Origin of the sequence: Gracilibacillus sp. D59 (assembly GCF_052246695.1) — a bacterium.
GTDB lineage: Bacteria > Bacillota > Bacilli > Bacillales > Amphibacillaceae > Gracilibacillus.
The window spans coordinates 654,964-671,882 of the sequence record NZ_JBQQCK010000001.1; the positions used below are offsets into that span (position 1 = coordinate 654,964).

Genomic DNA, 16,919 nt, shown 5'->3' on the forward strand with positions numbered 1-16,919 from the left:
TTTATTGATTTAATCTTACATAATTGGCGATATATAAGCCTACTTTTCTATTTTCATCCCATACATTATTCCAATTGCTTAAAGGAACAGGCCTCTCACCTACATAAGGAGAAATTTCAGGAGTAATCCCCGGTAAATTCTTATTATATACAAACCAATCTGTATAGCCTGCACCACTTGTACTGGTTTGTAAATCTACAGGTGTATATCCGGTTATGTTTTCCACACCATTAGCAATATTTCTAGAATGTGAATCAAAACCATAACGTGTATATATTAATTGCCCTGATGAATGATATGCTACAGCAGCTAGAAAGTTATGTTGATTTGTAAAGTTATAGACGGCTTGAGTTTCAGGTTCACTTAAAGGAGCTACTCCTTTATAGAAACCATAACTTGGATACCCTGGGTCATTTGCTACAGTTCTCCATAAATAAGGATATTGTCTATTTAAATCTACACCTCTAATATTTGCCTTCCAGTGTTTAAAGTCTCTACTTCCATTATTTATTGATATGACCTTATCAGGATTTCTTGCAGAGGAAGCACCTTGTTGCACTAACATTACTCCATCCGGATTAACCATAGGAACAAACCAAATGGATACTTCATCTAACACTTTTTTTACTTGATAGCCCCCAAAGTTAGCTCCGTTTTCATAAGCATAAGCATATTCATCTATCATTTCCATGAGAACATTGGTCGTCATATGTTCCCTAGCATGATGTGAGGCATTAAGGAATATTTCTTTTTTTCCTGTACCTAATTTAACTGCATATAGATTACGACCATCCACAGATTTACCTATCGTTTTCGTCTGAATGATATCTGGATAGGTATGATCCAGTAAATCGATATCTTTCTTCATTTGGTTATAGGAATACTTAGAAACATTAGGTTTAACGACATCTCTTACACTTATTAGCCTTTTCCTATCTTCTGCTAAAGAAAGATAATTTCGAGCTTTTGATATTGTTGCAAATTTAACATTTGAATCTATTATTTTTTTGTATCGTGAAATTGCTGTTGTAAAGTTACCTCTTTGATGTTGAATACTAGCCCAATTTAATAGATTTTCAGCAGCTTTATTCAGCTCTTCTATAAGTTCGTTATTTCTTGGGTGTATTTCAGATCCTTCTTTTAAAATATCAAACTGTTTCGATACCTTATTTGTTTCGTTTGCTTGCTTTAAAAGCTTATAGACTGAAGGAATTGCTTGTCCATTGTTAGCATATTTCAATTTCGTATTAACTTCACTTTTGGTAGTTTTTTTCAAAGTTGGGCTTGATAAAATTAAATTATATCGATCCTTTGCTAGATTATAATTACCTTGTTGGTGTTTTTTGGTAGCCCAATCTAATAAAACTAGTTGAGAATTGTACAATTCATTTTCTGTTTCACTATTTCTAGGATAAAGTACGTATGCTTCAAATGATAATTCAAAACGTTTAGTTGCTTTTGAAGTGTCATTTATGTGTCTTATAAACTCCTTTACAGTTGGTAACTTCTTCTCATTTTCTGCATATTCTATCTTTTTCTCCAACTCTACTTTCAAGTTCTTTGATAGATTTGGACTATTTTTAATCAGCTGGTATCGGTTGATAGCAGTATTGATATCACCTTGCTGATGCTTCTTTGTTGCCCATTCTAACAAATCTAGTTGTGTATTTTGAACAGCAATTTGCATACTTTGACTATTCGGATATAGTATAAACCCTTCCAATGCTAATTCAAAACTTGCCGTTGCCTGATTATTTTCTTCAATGCGATTTTGAAAATCCTTTATCGTTGGCAGTTTTTTATCTTTATTAGCATATTCTAGTTTAGTCTGAATTTCTTCTTTCACTTTGTTCTTTAAGATTGGATTTTCTAATGAGCGCTTATAGCGTTCTTTAGCTGTATTTATATTTCCTACTTGGTGTTGTTTGGTAGCCCAATCTAATAAAGCTCTTGTAGAAATATGTAGTCCTTCTGCAAATCTATCTTCTTCATATAATGTGTAACCTTCTAAAAATAAGTCAAACATTTCACTAGCTTTTGCCGATGATGTTGCTAATGAATAGATTTGATCTGATGTTCTTTTTCCTTCAGCAGCATATTGTAGAAGTCTGTTTACTTCTTCTTTGACATTTGACTTGATAATTTTTATTTCTAGTAATCGGTTATACCTTTCTTGCGCTGTTGCATAGTTTCCTCTGGCATGTTGACCCTTTGCCCATTGGAATAATTGATCAATACTGTGGTGCAACTGTTTTTTTACTTCATTATTCCTTGGATATAACTGAGAAGCCTCATCCAATATATCTACTTTTATAGATGCTTTCGTTGTTTTGCTTGCTTGATCTAATAAAGTGCTCAAAGTAGGAAGGACTTTATCATCTTCACCGTATGCTTTTTTATTAATAATTTCCTTTTCCAAAATCGGAGATAATAGCGGTACCTCTAATAAAGAGTTATAACGATCTAATGCAATTTGAATATTCCCCCGTTGGTGCTTCTTGGTTGCCCATTCTAATAAATCTAGTTGTGTATTTTCAACAGCTTTTTTCATTGCGTGGCTATTTGGGTATAATTTGTATCCTTCCAATGCCAACTCTAAACTTGTTGTTGCTTGATTATTTTCTTCAATGCGATTTTGAAAATCCTTTATCGTTGGCAGTTTATTATCTTTATTAGCATATTCTAGTTTAGTCTGAATTTCTTCTTTCACTTTGTTCTTTAAGATTGGATTTTCTAGTAAGCGCTTATAGCGTTCTTTAGCTGTATTTACATTTCCTACTTGATGTTTCTTTGTAGCCCAACCTAATAAATCTCTAGTAGAAATATGTAGTCCTTCTTTAAATCTATCTTCTTCATATAATGTGTAACCTTCTAAAAATAAGTCAAACATTTCACTAGCTTTTGCTGATGATGTTGCTAATGAATTGATTTGATCTGATGTTCTTTTTCCTTCAGCAGCATATTGCAAAAGTCTGTTTACTTCTTCTTTGATATCTGACTTGATAATTTTTATTTCTAGTAATCGGTTATACCTTTCTTGCGCTGTTACATAGTTTCCTCTGGCATGTTGACCTTTTGCCCATTGAAATAATTGATCAATACTGTGATGTAACTGTTTTTCCACTTCATTATTCCTTGGGTATAACTGAGAAGCCTCATCCAATATATCTACTTTTATAGATGCTTTCGTTGTTTTGTTTGCTTGATCTAATAAAGTGCTCAAAGCAGGAATCACTTTATTTGCTTCACCGTATGCTTTTTTATTAATTATTTCCTCTTTCAAATTCGCAGATAATAGCGGCACCTCTAATAAAGAATTATAACGATCTAATGCAATCGGAATATTCCCCTGTTGATGCTTCTTGGTTGCCCATTCTAGAAGGTTTACTGAGCTTTCCCTTAGTCCTTCTTTTATACTTTTGTCATCAGGAAATTGTAAATAAGCTTGTTCATAAATGGATACAATCTTTGAAGCACTCGTTTGTTGATCAGCATAAGATATCCAATCTTCTGGATCGTTAAACTGGTCTGTATTTTCAGCTAAAACATAATCAGGTATTATTAAAAATAAGAGTAACAGCAAAATTAATAGTTTCCTCATGTTAACCTCCTCTGAAGTAAAATAATATACTCTTATAATAATAGTTAAGAGAAATTTAAACAACCTTTTATAAAAATAAGATCCAATTCTTTTAAAGAAGAATTGGATCTTATTTTTATAACAATTTTAAAGCTTTTTCTATATACCTTAAAGTTTCATTCTTTTTGAGTGGGTTATGTCCAGATTTTTTGTCAGCATAGAGAGTTATTTCTACCTTTTCATTAAAATTAGAGTCTTCTATTTCCTTTAAACCTAATATAAAAGGGTCAAGGTGATGTGTAATATCACGGTTGCTGGAGACGTTTTGTAAATAAATGATTTTTGGTACAAATTGCTCTTCTTTATAAAATTTAACGACATTCAATCGTTTCTTATACTTCTTAATGATTTCTTCCCTCTCCATATTAGGCATAGTACTATTAAACATGGCATTCACATGTCTTTCATAGTAATTCCACACTATTGTTTGGGGATTATTCACTAATACCAATGGTTGCTTTAAAAAACCTCCTAGCATTAATGACATAAATCCCCCTGCAGAACTTCCATAAAGTAATGTTTTATTTAAAGATATATTTAGTCTCTTTAATAGATACATAATTATTGTAGAAATTTCTTTAAGATAATAGACATCTTCTCTTCCAAACCCCCAACCTATATTTATACTTCCGAGATATAAAGTTGGATCGTTATAATAAATGAGATTCTCTTCGAATTCTCCTATCCATTTATGTCTTTGGAAAATAGGTGGTTGTAAATCAGAACTTGCATCATAAGCTCCAGATCCAAAGACAATTGCTTTGTCATTGTCTGAATTCATTTTAATTAAAAATTCATAGTGTATACCTTCTTTTTCAACATCAAGAATAAAAGGTTCCTTTTGGTCAAATATTTCTCTTTCCAATTGATGAAAAGATATATTTCTTTTTTTAAAACCATCCATATGTTCAGACTCCTTAGACAAGTTATAAAAATTAATACTTTTTAAACATCGAATTTATTTTGCCATTCTGCTGAAATGTTACATACATTTAGTAAATTTTTTGCTCTTAATTTTTTGCTTTCTTCACTTATTTCTTTACTTTCTATAATAAATGATTCATTACTGTGTATTTTAGGTCCCCCATCTAGTACGTAATCTAGAACGTGTGAAGTATATACAATTGTAGTGCTTGTAATTACTTCTTCATTTGGAATCAGTAATGATACATCATACTTATTACATAAAGTATAAATTTCATCAATAATCGGGTTTCTATTATCATTTTGATAATAAGGCCAATGATATATCGCCATTTTTTTATTTTTTTCACCAGCATCTTTCAAATTTTGCAAAATAGGTTGAATGCCTTCCTGTGTTGCAAAATCAGCTATAAATACAAAATCATAAGTTAAATCAACTGTTTTTTTATTCATAATAGGTATAGGACGCGGAAATTTTTTGCTATATGTTTTCGGATCTATAAATAAATCTTTTTCGTCCTCAACATTATTCTGCCACCAGACTCCTGCTTCTCTGTATGTCCTTCTCAAACCAAATCTTATTGTTTTAACATGTGTTTGACTTGTACCTGTCAAAGAACTTTCACTAAATAAAGCTAATGATAATGGCACATTAGGTTCTACAAGAGATAGACTATCTTCTCCAAACGCTTTCTTTAGTCGCCATAAAAATTCCGTATCTCCTGCTACCCTTACACTATCCCAACCTCCAATAACTGAAATTACCTTTCTATCAAATAACAAAGAAGAAGTATTCATAATCAGAAATCTTCTACTTAGCAGAGATCCTGCATTTATAGGCAATAAATCATTGGAAATTCTTATTAAGTTTGAAAAAGAACCAATCACATTTGGTTTTTTTAATATTTCAGTCAATTGAATTTCCAGTTTCTGAGGATGAGACCAGTCATCACTATCATGCACTGTTATATAATCTCCTGTAGCTTGGATTAGCCCTTCATTCCTCGCTGCATAAGCTCCTTCATTTTTTTCCTTCCTAATTAATTTTATTCTAGAGTCTCTGTCGGCAAATTCTTGAACAATACCTGCAGTGTTATCCGGACTGCAATCATCCACAACAATAATTTCAATATTTTTTATTGTTTGTTCCAATAAACTATTTAGAGCAATGTGTATCGAATCTTCTGCTTTAAAAGCAGGGACAACAATACTAATTTTATATTGATTTAAATTTGAATCCGCCTTTTGTGATTTAGATACTAAATTATCTAATGCTAAATTTCTTTCCTCATTTCTTTTTTGAACTAAAGTATAACCATGTTTCTCGTATATTAAATTTAACCACTTTAGTTTGTTTTCAGGAGAGCTTTCTACATGAGCCATTGCTAAAATAAATTCGGAATTAAAACCAACATCTTCAGAAATATTCCATAACTTATTTTTGGCCAATTCCAATTGTCCTTGATTTCTTAAAATTTTAATCTCTGGTATAGCGTGACTTAGGAAAGCATTCTTTTTCATATCAAAATCATTTATAAACTTTACTTCTTTTAGTGCTCGGTCATAATCTTGTAAATCATAATACCATTTCGCTAAAATCCAAGCTGCTTTTACTTTTATATTTGTCGGTTCTAACAAAGAATTTTTTATTTCTTCAACTTCTGGTAATGCATATTTAGAGAATCCTCCCCATAATGCCTTTTCAAGTTGTTTTACTTTATCAAAAGAACCTTTTCCTGCTTTTTTATTTTTATTATTTTTATTTAGTTGTTCATTATAATTTTTACCTTTGAGAAATGCAATAGTATATCTAACAGGAAAAGTCATCTTCCAAAACCTGCTATTTTCTATGCTTTTAAGTTTCTTTTCTTCTTTCTTTTTTCTGGATAATTCTTTTTTATATAAATCATCAGTTGTTTCCGATTGTACGTTTAATTCATTAAATTTATTTATTAACCTTTCTTCCTTTTTTTCTTCTTCTTCTAAACGTAATTCTAATTCTTTTAGTTGCTTTTGTAATTCATTAAATTTTTTCTTTTTATTATAATTGGTATTTGTTTGATTTGATGTCAAAACATAGCCCTCCGATAAGTTAATATCATATTCATCTAACAATTTTCATGATTCTGCGTAATGGATTGGTCACTTTCCATGCGCGGCTATTTTGAATCTTAGTATATTGTCTCTTACAATACTTTTGCTTATTACGAAATAATACTATTTTTTCTGATTGTTTATTTATATTATCTTCTAATGCTCTTATCTTTTGTCTTTTTAATTTATTATCATTTCTTATCTCTTTTAACCTTTTTTCGATATCCCTTATTGCAAGTTCAGATTCTAATATTTCATGATTCATTTCTTGCTCTTTTCGTAGTGAGTCTAGAGTGTTTAGTAATAAATTCTGGTCTGAGTTATTAAATTCACTATTCATTATAGTTTCTTTGGTATACCCCTCTTTCACATTTTGTAAAGCCTTTTTATAATCTACTGGCTCATCTTGATAGTAGCAAATAAGTCTTCTATGTTTGCCTCTCTTAGTATCCCTTAATGGTTCTTCAACTATTATATAATAACTTGGTTCCCTACCAAACCATTTATTCACCTTATCTAAATCTACAGGATCATGGAGGTGTTCATCTTCTGACCCCTCAAACCATTTATAGGGTACGGAGATTAACAATTTATCTGAAACTTCAAGCAGCTTTTTAGCAAATTCATTTACTTTTGGAATATGTTCTAATACTTGAAGACATGTCACAAAATCATACTTTTTTTCTGGATTAAATTCTAAAAAATCCATTTCTATTGAGGTAACGTTCGGGGAAGAATAGGGTTTACTGATATCTAATGTATACTTTTCGGATATCCAATCGAAATTTTCAATATAGGCTGTATTAGCTGTTCCTACATCTAGGATATTTTTTGCATCTACCGCAAATGCTCTAACTAAAAAATCGATATATTGGTAGTACATCATGTTAGTTCTTCTATTCCAATAAGTTTCATTAACTCCTACTTTATAATTCACAACGTTAACCTCCATTAAATTTACGGTGATTTGATTAAATACTCATTATGTATCATACCATAAGCTTTTTTTTTTGGGAAGAATCACAAAATAAAAGAAAATGACCCCTGTCATATCAGGGATCATCATAAATTTATATTATCTATAATTCGGAATGTCAAAATGAAGTATTGGATTATCTAATTGATTGTAAAGATTTTTTATATTTCCTATTTGCTTTATAGCCCATCCCATATCTGTTGCATATTGTGGATAACCAGGATTTGCAGGGTTCCATCTCATTTTGTAAAGTGTGTTTTGTTTATAGCTATTATGAATGTACGATTCACCAATAAATTTAGCTCCACCTTCAATAGCTGCTTCTGGTGAAAACCAACCTTCTCTATATGCTTTGAAAGCACCTAGTCTTTCAGCATCACCATCGGCTGCACCAATTCCAAACATGTTATAAGTAGTTCTAATATTGGATAAACTATTTTTATTATCTGCATTTACTAATCTGAGATTTCCATCTGAATCTTTACCAACTTTCATTCCGGTAGCTAAATCAGAACTACCGTGACCAGTTTCCAATAATGCGTGTGAAATTAAATAAATTTCATTAACAGAATGCTCTAAGCCTGCATCGATAAATACTTGACCTTTTCCTGATAAAATACCTTTTCCAGAAAGTATGTTATCTAATTGCGTACTTGAAACACCAGGACTAGACGACAACACTAAGTGTTGATAGATATCATTATTTTCTGGATCTAAATATGGTACTACATCAGATGCTTTTGCATTTCGCCAAGAACCCAAACTAATTTCATACCAATCATTAACGCTTTTAATAACAGAAATAGTTCTACCTTTATTATATGTCGTGTAAATATGGCTATCAGAATTAGTTGAGGCATATACATTAGCTTTTTCTTTTAAAGTATATCCCACTCTAGTACCTGCTAAGCTAGTATGCACATAGAGTTCTTCACCTTCATATTGCATTTTATACCATCTATTTGATCCTGATACACTATCTCCTGAAACCGTACCTAAAATCTCTATTTCTGTACCGTAAGCTAAATTTTCATATATTTTTCCATCAAGGCTAGGTGAATATCTTACATTTACTCCACTTCCTGTAATAATATCTTGTTCTCCCGGACCTGACACAAATGAACTGTGAATATAGGCAGGTTCATTTCGATATTTATCAGTTTGAGGTGGTGTAGATAAACTCATCTGAGTACTAAGAGCATCTATTAAAGAAACATTATAGTTACTATGTTCAATAATTTGTCTAGTAGGTACTTTAGACTGCTCTGCTAAAGATTTATTTCTTTCTGCTAAATCTTTAACACTACTAGAAACTTCAGGTGAATCTAGTAATTTATTGTATCGATCTATCGCAACATCATATCTATTATTTTCATGTTGTTCCATTGCCCATAAAAATAGATTTAATGCACTAGCATTCAGCCCAGTTATAAACCGGTCTTCATTTGGATACAATATAGTTCCTTCTTCAAACAATTCAAATTTAGTAGAGGCACTATCGCTTCGATCAGCTTGCATATACAAATAGTCTGATGATGGAAAACCTCCTCTATTAGAAGCATATTTTAACTTGATTTCTGCTTCCTTAGAGATTGTTCTCTCTACTTTAGGTGCTGAAAGTATCTTTTGATAACGATCTATTGCTGTATCATAATTACTGTTTTGGTGTTGCTTAGTAGCCCATTCTAACAGTGCTTGAGCGCCATAGTTTATTCCTTCTATAAATCGAGAGTCAGAAGGATATAAAGTGTAACCCTCAATATATGATTCTAGCATTCTTGATGCACTAGTTTGGCTCTGTGCTATTTCTAATAATTCATTACTAGAAGGTAAAGCTCCATTCTCTTGTGCATAGTTTAATTTAATTTGTGCTGATGTTTTCAGTTCACTTGAGATACCTGGTGAATCTAAAATAGTCTGATATCGAGCTGATGCAGTTTCATAATCTCCTTCATTATGTTTACTTGTGGCCCAATCTAACATTGACTCTGCTACCTCATTAATTGCCGTAATTAACGACTGATCTCCCTTATAAATGACATAGCCATCAGTTAATAAATCTAGACGAGAAGTCAAAGTGTCTAGGTTCATAGCTTCTGTTATTAAACTTGAAACCGAAGGAATTAATTTGTTCTCTTGTGCATAAGTTAACTGAAATGTTAGTTTATCAGAAAAATCACTTGATATAAGAGGGAGGTCTAATAAATATAGATACCGTTCTTCTGCAATAGCAAAATTACCATTTTGGTGTTTTTTTGTAGCCCAATCAAATAGGTTTTTACTACTCTCTTTTAGACCTTCTTCAAAACGTTTATCATTTGGATAGAAATTATATCCTTCTGCAAATAATTCTACAATTCCGGAAGCAGTTGTTTCTTCTAGTGCAGCATTATATATTACACCTGCAGGACGTTTGCCATTTTGTGCATCTGCTAATTTATTTTCCACTTGTTTCAGAATATCCTGATTTTTTAAAGATGCATTTAGAATCATTTGATATCTTTCAATTGCCGTTTCATACCTTGCTCTATCATGCTGTAGCTTTGCCCAATCAAACAATTGATTCTGACTTTCGAGAAATCCTTGATAAAATCTATCATCACCTGGATATAAATTATATGCAAACTCGTATGCATTAAATATCCCGGATACCGTTGTTTCCTCTTGGGCTCTTTGATATAGCTCATTTGCTGACGGTATTGTCTTTTCATTCTCTGCTCGGTCTAAATAGGTGGATGTTTGTCTTTGTATATTTTCACTAATTGCTGGTGTATTTAAGATTGTTTGATAACGCTCAATCGCTGTTTCAAAATCCCCGCTATTTTGTTTTTTTCTCGCCCAATCCAATAAATTTCTAACGCTCTGATCAATCCCATTGTGGAAACGGGTATCATTTGGATAGAATTCATAACCTTCAACGTTTAGATTGAGTTGCCCTGAAGCAGTTCGCTCATTAACTGCCAAAGCATAAATAACATCTGCGGGGCGCTTACCTTTTTGTGCATCCTGTAGACGCTGTTCTACTGCATTTTTAATCTCTGGATTTATTACAGGTGCATTTAAAATCATTTGATAACGCTCAATGGCTGTTTCATATCTCGCTTTATCATGTTGTTTTTTCGCCCAATCAAACAGAGACTTCTGACTATTTAAAAATCCATCAGATATTCTTTCATCAAAAGGATACCACTTATATCCATTAAGAAAAGCATTAAAAATACCTGAGACTGTTGTACTTTTTTGAGCTTGTTCGTATAGAGTGTCTGCCGATGGGATAGTTTTATTTGCTTGTGCTTGCTCTAAATATTTTTTAGTTAAGTTTATTATCTCGTCATTTACTCCATGTGTATTGATGATAGACTGATAGCGATCAATAGCTACTTTAAAATCTTCACTATTTTGTTTTTTTCTTGCCCAATCCAGTAATGACAACGCACTAGATTGTACACCTTCGTTAAATCTGGAGTCATTAGGATATTGCTCCATACCTTGAGAGAATAGTTCTAGCTTTCCTGTAGCAGTTCGCTCTTCTTGAGCTTTTTCATATAGTTCATCAGCTGACAATGGCTGAGCTGTAGTTTGCAAAGTAGTAACTTGGTTATCTACTTCTTCATCACTAGCTTGTTGTGTTTCGTTAGTTTTTAGTTCGCCAGATTCTTCATTGGTAGTTTGTTGTTCTTCACTAGTGTTTGGATCATTATCAGTTAGTTGTTCTTGTTCGCTAGATTGTTTATCTTCAGTCTCATTAGAATTACTTTCTTCTAATTTTTCTTGACCTTCAATAGTTGTAGTATTCTCTTCTGTATCTTCAGAAGTACTTTGAATACTACTTTCCTCATTCTCTATTATTTGATCATTATTCACCTCCTCTGCTGTTTCAGCGTAAATTGTAGACGATGAGACTATAAACAATGTAATAATACTAAGTATGCAAACAAACCTTTTCATTAAATCTCCCTTTCTAGCATATAAATTACAGCTATCAACCATAATCATTATATCAAAATTAATGAAATAGTAATACATTTAATTACAAATTTCGTGACGAAATGTCTATATTTAGTAATTAAATTGTAATTATATCGCAATAAAGAACACCCCTGAGAAAAGGTGGCTATTTCCAGCCTTCTCATGTACTATTTTTATTGACCCGATCTCACCTTTACCTCTTCACCATTATACTTATTGATGCATACTCATTGTTCAACAACTATATCATTTTTGATTTGATCTCATTCATATATTTCATTCTATTGCTTCGTTATTGTATATTATAAGGAAATCAAGATTCTACCGCCGTTGTACAGAACATAAAGAAGATCGCAAACCTCCTCAATTGATAGAGAGAAAGTTTGCGATCCTTTTAATTTAGCGAATTTTCGGGATTTTATTATAAGTGAGAAAACCAAGCCTGTGACAGGCTTGGTTTTAGTTAGAGATTATTCTCTCTATACGTTTCTGATGCATATTATAGCTAAAGTTTTCTTCTACAAAATGCAAGGCTTTTTCTGAACTACTTCTCAATAAAGTTGGATCATTCAAGAATTTTTTAATAAGTCCTTCTACCTCATCAGGTTCAGCGTAATAGGCAGCATCTTTAAAAAGCAATTTATAGTTGTTTGGTAATATTACGGGTATTCCAACAGCCATTGCCTCTATTATCACTCTTCCAAATGATTCAACCCAATCAGAATGTGTAAAATAAACAAATATGTCTAATTCTTTCAAAAATTGTTGTGGTGAAATCTCACCAAACTCAAATACTTTCCAATTTTCCGGTAAATAACCAATCACTTTTTTAGGAATACTCGCTCCTCCTAATACTAAAACCTGATAATTGTTATTTTCCGGATAAACAGAAAGAATTTTTTCTTTTGTTTCTGGCCACTTTACGTATGAATCTCTGGAATGTCTACCTATTTTTATAACATCATTCTTGTCTTCTTCTGATTTTCGAAAATCTTTCCATTCTTCGACATCAATAATGTTAAACCAGTCGTCTTTAGATAATGGCTTATCAGCTATCTCCTCTTGATGATGAGTAATTAAAGCATCTCTTATTAGGGGACCAATTGTATGCCAAGTACCTGCCGTTCCAAAGTAATGGATCATGTTTTTATATATGCTATCTATTTCATAACGAATATCAAATTTAGTCCCGTATGCGCTTTGAGGTGGTTGATTAATAATTAATCTGACATCTTTAGCAACTACATCTGGAATATAGATTTGTTTTTCTTGCAACATCGGAGGATATCGCACAATTAATAGGTCACAAGAAACTTTTTCTCCATATACCAGTAATTGTACTGTTTCTCCATCAAATAAATCTCTAACCTTAGGATTGATCTTCTTTTTTGGTGAGTAATCATACCGTGCCATTTGAATTATTCCTGTTTTATAGCCGGCTTTTTGCTGAGCTTTAATCTCTTCAACATTTGACAAGGTAGATCCACCGTCCAACCGGAAATCAGAAACAATAATCACATCGAAATGTCTCCTAAGTGATTTGTTTTTAATTCGTTCTGGCAACATTGGTTCAGGAATTGGAAATGGTCTGGTTTTCATTGGGAAATCATAATACAAATTACTATTATTTTTATGATAATAAACTTGGGCTTCTAAATATTCCTTTCTTGCACCCATAAAAAACCCTGGAAACCCAAATGATGAATTTCCGGTCAGAGAAGACTCTGTTTGACGTTGAAAGGATAAAGGACCTGTTTCTATTTCTTTAATACTGTCTTCCCCAAATACAGATCTAATCCGTTTTATAAATTCTGAGTCTCCACCAAACCTTACAGAATCCCAAAATCCTATTTTTTCCATGACAGGTTTTCGTCTAAACATAAAAGATGACATATTACTAAAAATGTATAAGCCAGGCTTACCTCTTCTAAAAAAGTTCAAATTTTCGGTTGCTCTAGCCTGTTGAGACGTGTTACCCATATATTTTTCATTATTTAATAAATGCTCAACTTGTATTTCAATTTTTTTACTGTGCGACCAGTCATCTGCATCATTTATGGTTACGAAATCTCCTGTAGCTTGTTCAAGTGCTATGTTACGAGCAACATAAGCACCACTATTAGTAGGTGTTTTTAAAAAGAGCACTCTATCATCTATTTGCTGAATTCTACTCACAATATTTTCCGTCGCATCATTACTGCAATCATCCACAACTATTACTTCTAAATTAGTCCAAGTTTGATTTAGGATCGATGTTAAGGAAGTTTCGATTACTTCTTCTGCATTATAAACCGGTATAATAACCGTAACTTTGGCATCACTAAATTTTTCTGAAGAGGTATTCTCTGTTGATAACTGATCATAGGCATTATTTTCATGATTAATTTGGCTAAAATAAACGGTGTTTAGCGAGAGGTATTCATATACTTTATTTATCCATTTTAAGCGGTCATTTACAGAATTCTCTGTATTAGCTCTTGCCAAATATAAATCTGGATGAGGTTCTACATTAAGCATTTTATCAATTAAATTCTTTGCTCGTTTTATATCACCCAAAAGTATTAAATTTTCCGCTTGAATTACAGTGATTTGTCTTAGTTTTACTGTATCTTTTTCACCTCTGGAAACAATCGGTAATAACTTAATGCTTTTTCTTGCACCTTCTTCAGTCTGTTTATTTGAGTGCCAAACAGCTAGCTCCCAAGCGATTAATTTTTTTATCAAAATATCGTTGGTTGTCTTCATAAGCTGCTCTAATTCAATCAAAGCTTTTTCTTCAAAACCAAGATTTCGTAATTTATATTTAATGTTTTCTACATTATTAAATTTTTTCTGTTGTTTTCCGGTTTTGACAAGGCCCTTGATTCGATTTTTTAATGCGGAAGGAAGTCTATCAACCATTTGACGACGATGTTTTGAAGAGATTATATTATAAGCAATAAACTCCACTATACTTACAATTATTTTTTTTATTCTTTTCTTCATACTAAAAACACCCTATTTACCTGATTTTTTTTCTGCTACTCTGTTTTTATATTTATTAATTGCTTCCTCAGGTTCTCCATCAAAAACAACTTTTCCTTTCTCAAACCAAATTGCTCTTGTGCATACAGTTTTGACAAAATTCATACTATGTGAAACGATTATTACTGCTTTTGCACTTAATATCATTTCTTGAATTCTCTCAGTAGCTTTTTGTTTAAATTCCATATCTCCTGTTGATAAAGCTTCATCAATTATAAAAATATCCGGTTCTAATGTTGCTGCAATACTAAAACCTAATCTTGCCTTCATTCCACTGGAGTATTCCTTAACTGGTTGATTAATTCTCTTTCCTAATCCTGAGAATTCAACAATATGGTCATAATTTTTTTCTACTTTTTCTAAAGGCATACCTAGCAACATACCATTTAAATATACATTATCAGCTCCAGATAATTGTGCATTAAAACCAGTTCCATAACCTAACAAAGCCGAAGTCTCACCGTTAATTTCAATTTGACCTTGCTCCGGTTCAAGAATTCTCGTTAAGACTTTACAGAGTGTACTCTTCCCGGCTCCATTATGACCAATAACTCCTACAATTTCTCCCTCTTTAATATTGAAGTCTACGTCTTTTAAAGCCCAGTGTGTTTTCTTTTTTAAATTATATGCTACACTTATGTTTTCTGCTTTGATCACTGTACTATCTTTTACAATCGTCTCTGTTTTATCAATTTCTAATTTCTTTTTAGGCTTCCTTGGCGGCAATGACTGCTTATAATTCTCTACTATTTGTTCAGGATCTCCAATTTCTCGTACTTTCCCTTTATCCAGCCACATTAACCGATCACAATTTTTCTTTGCAAAACCGACACTATGCGTAACAATGATCACCATTTTTGCCTTATCAACCAACTCTTTTATTTTTTTCGATGCTTTGTTACTAAATTCTGTATCGCCTGTATTTAAAGCTTCATCTAGGATTAAAATCTCGGGCTCTAGATGTGCTGCTACACTGAATCCAAGCCGAGCTTTCATACCACTTGAATAATATTTCATCGGTTCTTCAAAAAACTCCTCTAAACCGGAAAATTCATGGATATCGTTAATGAATTGTGTGATTTTCTTTTTTTCAATGCCTAACATCATCCCGTTTAGATACACATTTTCTCTTCCTGTTAATTCCTTATTAAAGCCCATTCCAAAAGAAAATAAGGCCGTAACTTTACCATTAACGGTAATACTCCCATTGTCCGGTTCTAAAATATTTGAAATTGTTTTACAAAGGGTGGTTTTACCAGCTCCGTTTGAACCTATTATTCCAAGTACTTCACCTTTATAACCCGTAAAATTAATATCTTTTAACGGCCATACTAGTTTCTTTTTTTTGTTTTTATTCTTGTTCTTTCTTTTCATCCAATTTAATGCATGGGATTTATAATCGTCCTTTTTGAAGTTTGGATCAAAGGAAACACCTAAATTTTCTGCTTTTATTATTATTTCATTATTGTTTACAGACATAAATAACCCTCATTTATAAAGCTTTAATTATTTTATGTTCATTTTTCATAAAATGGTAAAGCATAAATACAATTGCAATACAAGAAGTAACTGTAATTACAAATAATCCTGTGAATTCAGGAACCTCTTGATACATCAAAACATCACGATACGCATTTAAAATAATTGCTACCGGATTAATCGCCACGACCCAATTTAAGGATTCTGGAAGTCTACTTCCTTCCCAAATAATCGGGGAAGCATAAAAAAACAACCTTATTATGTGTGTCAATATATAATCAATATCTTTAATAAACACACAAATATAAGAAATGAACATGCCAAGAGCTAATAACATTAGTAATTGAATAATTATTACTAATGGTAAATAAATTATTTGCCAGCCCGGCATCACACCAAAAGCCGCTAAGAATATTGCAATTACTGCTAAACCAAACACAAAATTAAATAACTGAGACGTTGATAGAGCTATTGGAAACATTGATTTGGGCAAATAAACCTGATTAATAATCGACGAATATTTCGTGATCGCCTTTGCAGATGATTTAACTGTTGTATTCATCCATCTCCAGACAACTAACCCTATCACTAAATAAACGGCATAGTTTTCTCCGCCTCGTTGTAGAATGATTACAACTAAAAAGTAGTAAACTAATACATTTAATAAAGGATCTAATAACCACCAAAAATATCCTAAATAGCTATCTCTATTCTCAGCTTTTAAACCTGATTTAACCAAATATAATAATAAATCTTTTCTTTTTAATATTTCAGATAAGTAATTTCGCATAAATCTACATGACACCCACCTAT

At 32.0% G+C, this 16,919-nt stretch carries 8 protein-coding genes; all 8 read right to left on the reverse strand.

The window, feature by feature from the left end; translation table 11 throughout:
- Position 1: 1 nt before the first annotated feature.
- The 8 genes from ACTWP4_RS02925 to ACTWP4_RS02960 all read right to left on the reverse strand — a co-directional run bounded on the left by ACTWP4_RS02925 (position 2) and on the right by ACTWP4_RS02960 (position 16,896).
- Positions 2–3,601: a M14 family metallopeptidase gene (locus ACTWP4_RS02925; protein WP_443127254.1), complete on the reverse strand. Its 3,600-nt coding sequence runs from the start codon at positions 3,599–3,601 to the stop codon at positions 2–4.
- A 115-nt stretch (positions 3,602–3,716) separates the two neighbouring features.
- Positions 3,717–4,544 (reverse strand): glycosyl transferase family 2, encoded by an 828-nt coding sequence (locus ACTWP4_RS02930; protein ID WP_443127255.1) that lies wholly within the window; start codon positions 4,542–4,544, stop codon positions 3,717–3,719.
- 41 nt (positions 4,545–4,585) lie between these two features.
- Positions 4,586–6,637: a glycosyltransferase family 2 protein gene (locus ACTWP4_RS02935; RefSeq protein ID WP_443127256.1), complete on the reverse strand. Its 2,052-nt coding sequence runs from the start codon at positions 6,635–6,637 to the stop codon at positions 4,586–4,588.
- A gap of 31 nt (positions 6,638–6,668) precedes the next feature.
- Positions 6,669–7,595, reverse strand: a complete 927-nt coding sequence (locus tag ACTWP4_RS02940) for a methyltransferase domain-containing protein (protein ID WP_443127257.1) — start codon at positions 7,593–7,595, stop codon at positions 6,669–6,671.
- Between the two features lie 138 nt (positions 7,596–7,733).
- Positions 7,734–11,582 carry an SH3 domain-containing protein gene (locus ACTWP4_RS02945; RefSeq protein ID WP_443127258.1) on the reverse strand — a complete coding sequence of 1,283 codons (3,849 nt, stop codon included), beginning with the start codon at positions 11,580–11,582 and terminating at the stop codon, positions 7,734–7,736.
- Between the two features lie 480 nt (positions 11,583–12,062).
- Complete coding sequence (locus tag ACTWP4_RS02950; protein ID WP_443127259.1) at positions 12,063–14,588, reverse strand: glycosyltransferase; 2,526 nt, start codon at positions 14,586–14,588, stop codon at positions 12,063–12,065.
- A 12-nt stretch (positions 14,589–14,600) separates the two neighbouring features.
- On the reverse strand, positions 14,601–16,106 hold the full coding sequence (locus ACTWP4_RS02955; RefSeq protein ID WP_443127260.1) for an ABC transporter ATP-binding protein: 1,506 nt from the start codon (positions 16,104–16,106) through the stop codon (positions 14,601–14,603).
- Positions 16,107–16,119: 13 nt separating this feature from the next.
- Positions 16,120–16,896, reverse strand: a complete 777-nt coding sequence (locus ACTWP4_RS02960; protein WP_443127261.1) for an ABC transporter permease — start codon at positions 16,894–16,896, stop codon at positions 16,120–16,122.
- Between the last annotated feature and the right edge of the window lie 23 nt (positions 16,897–16,919).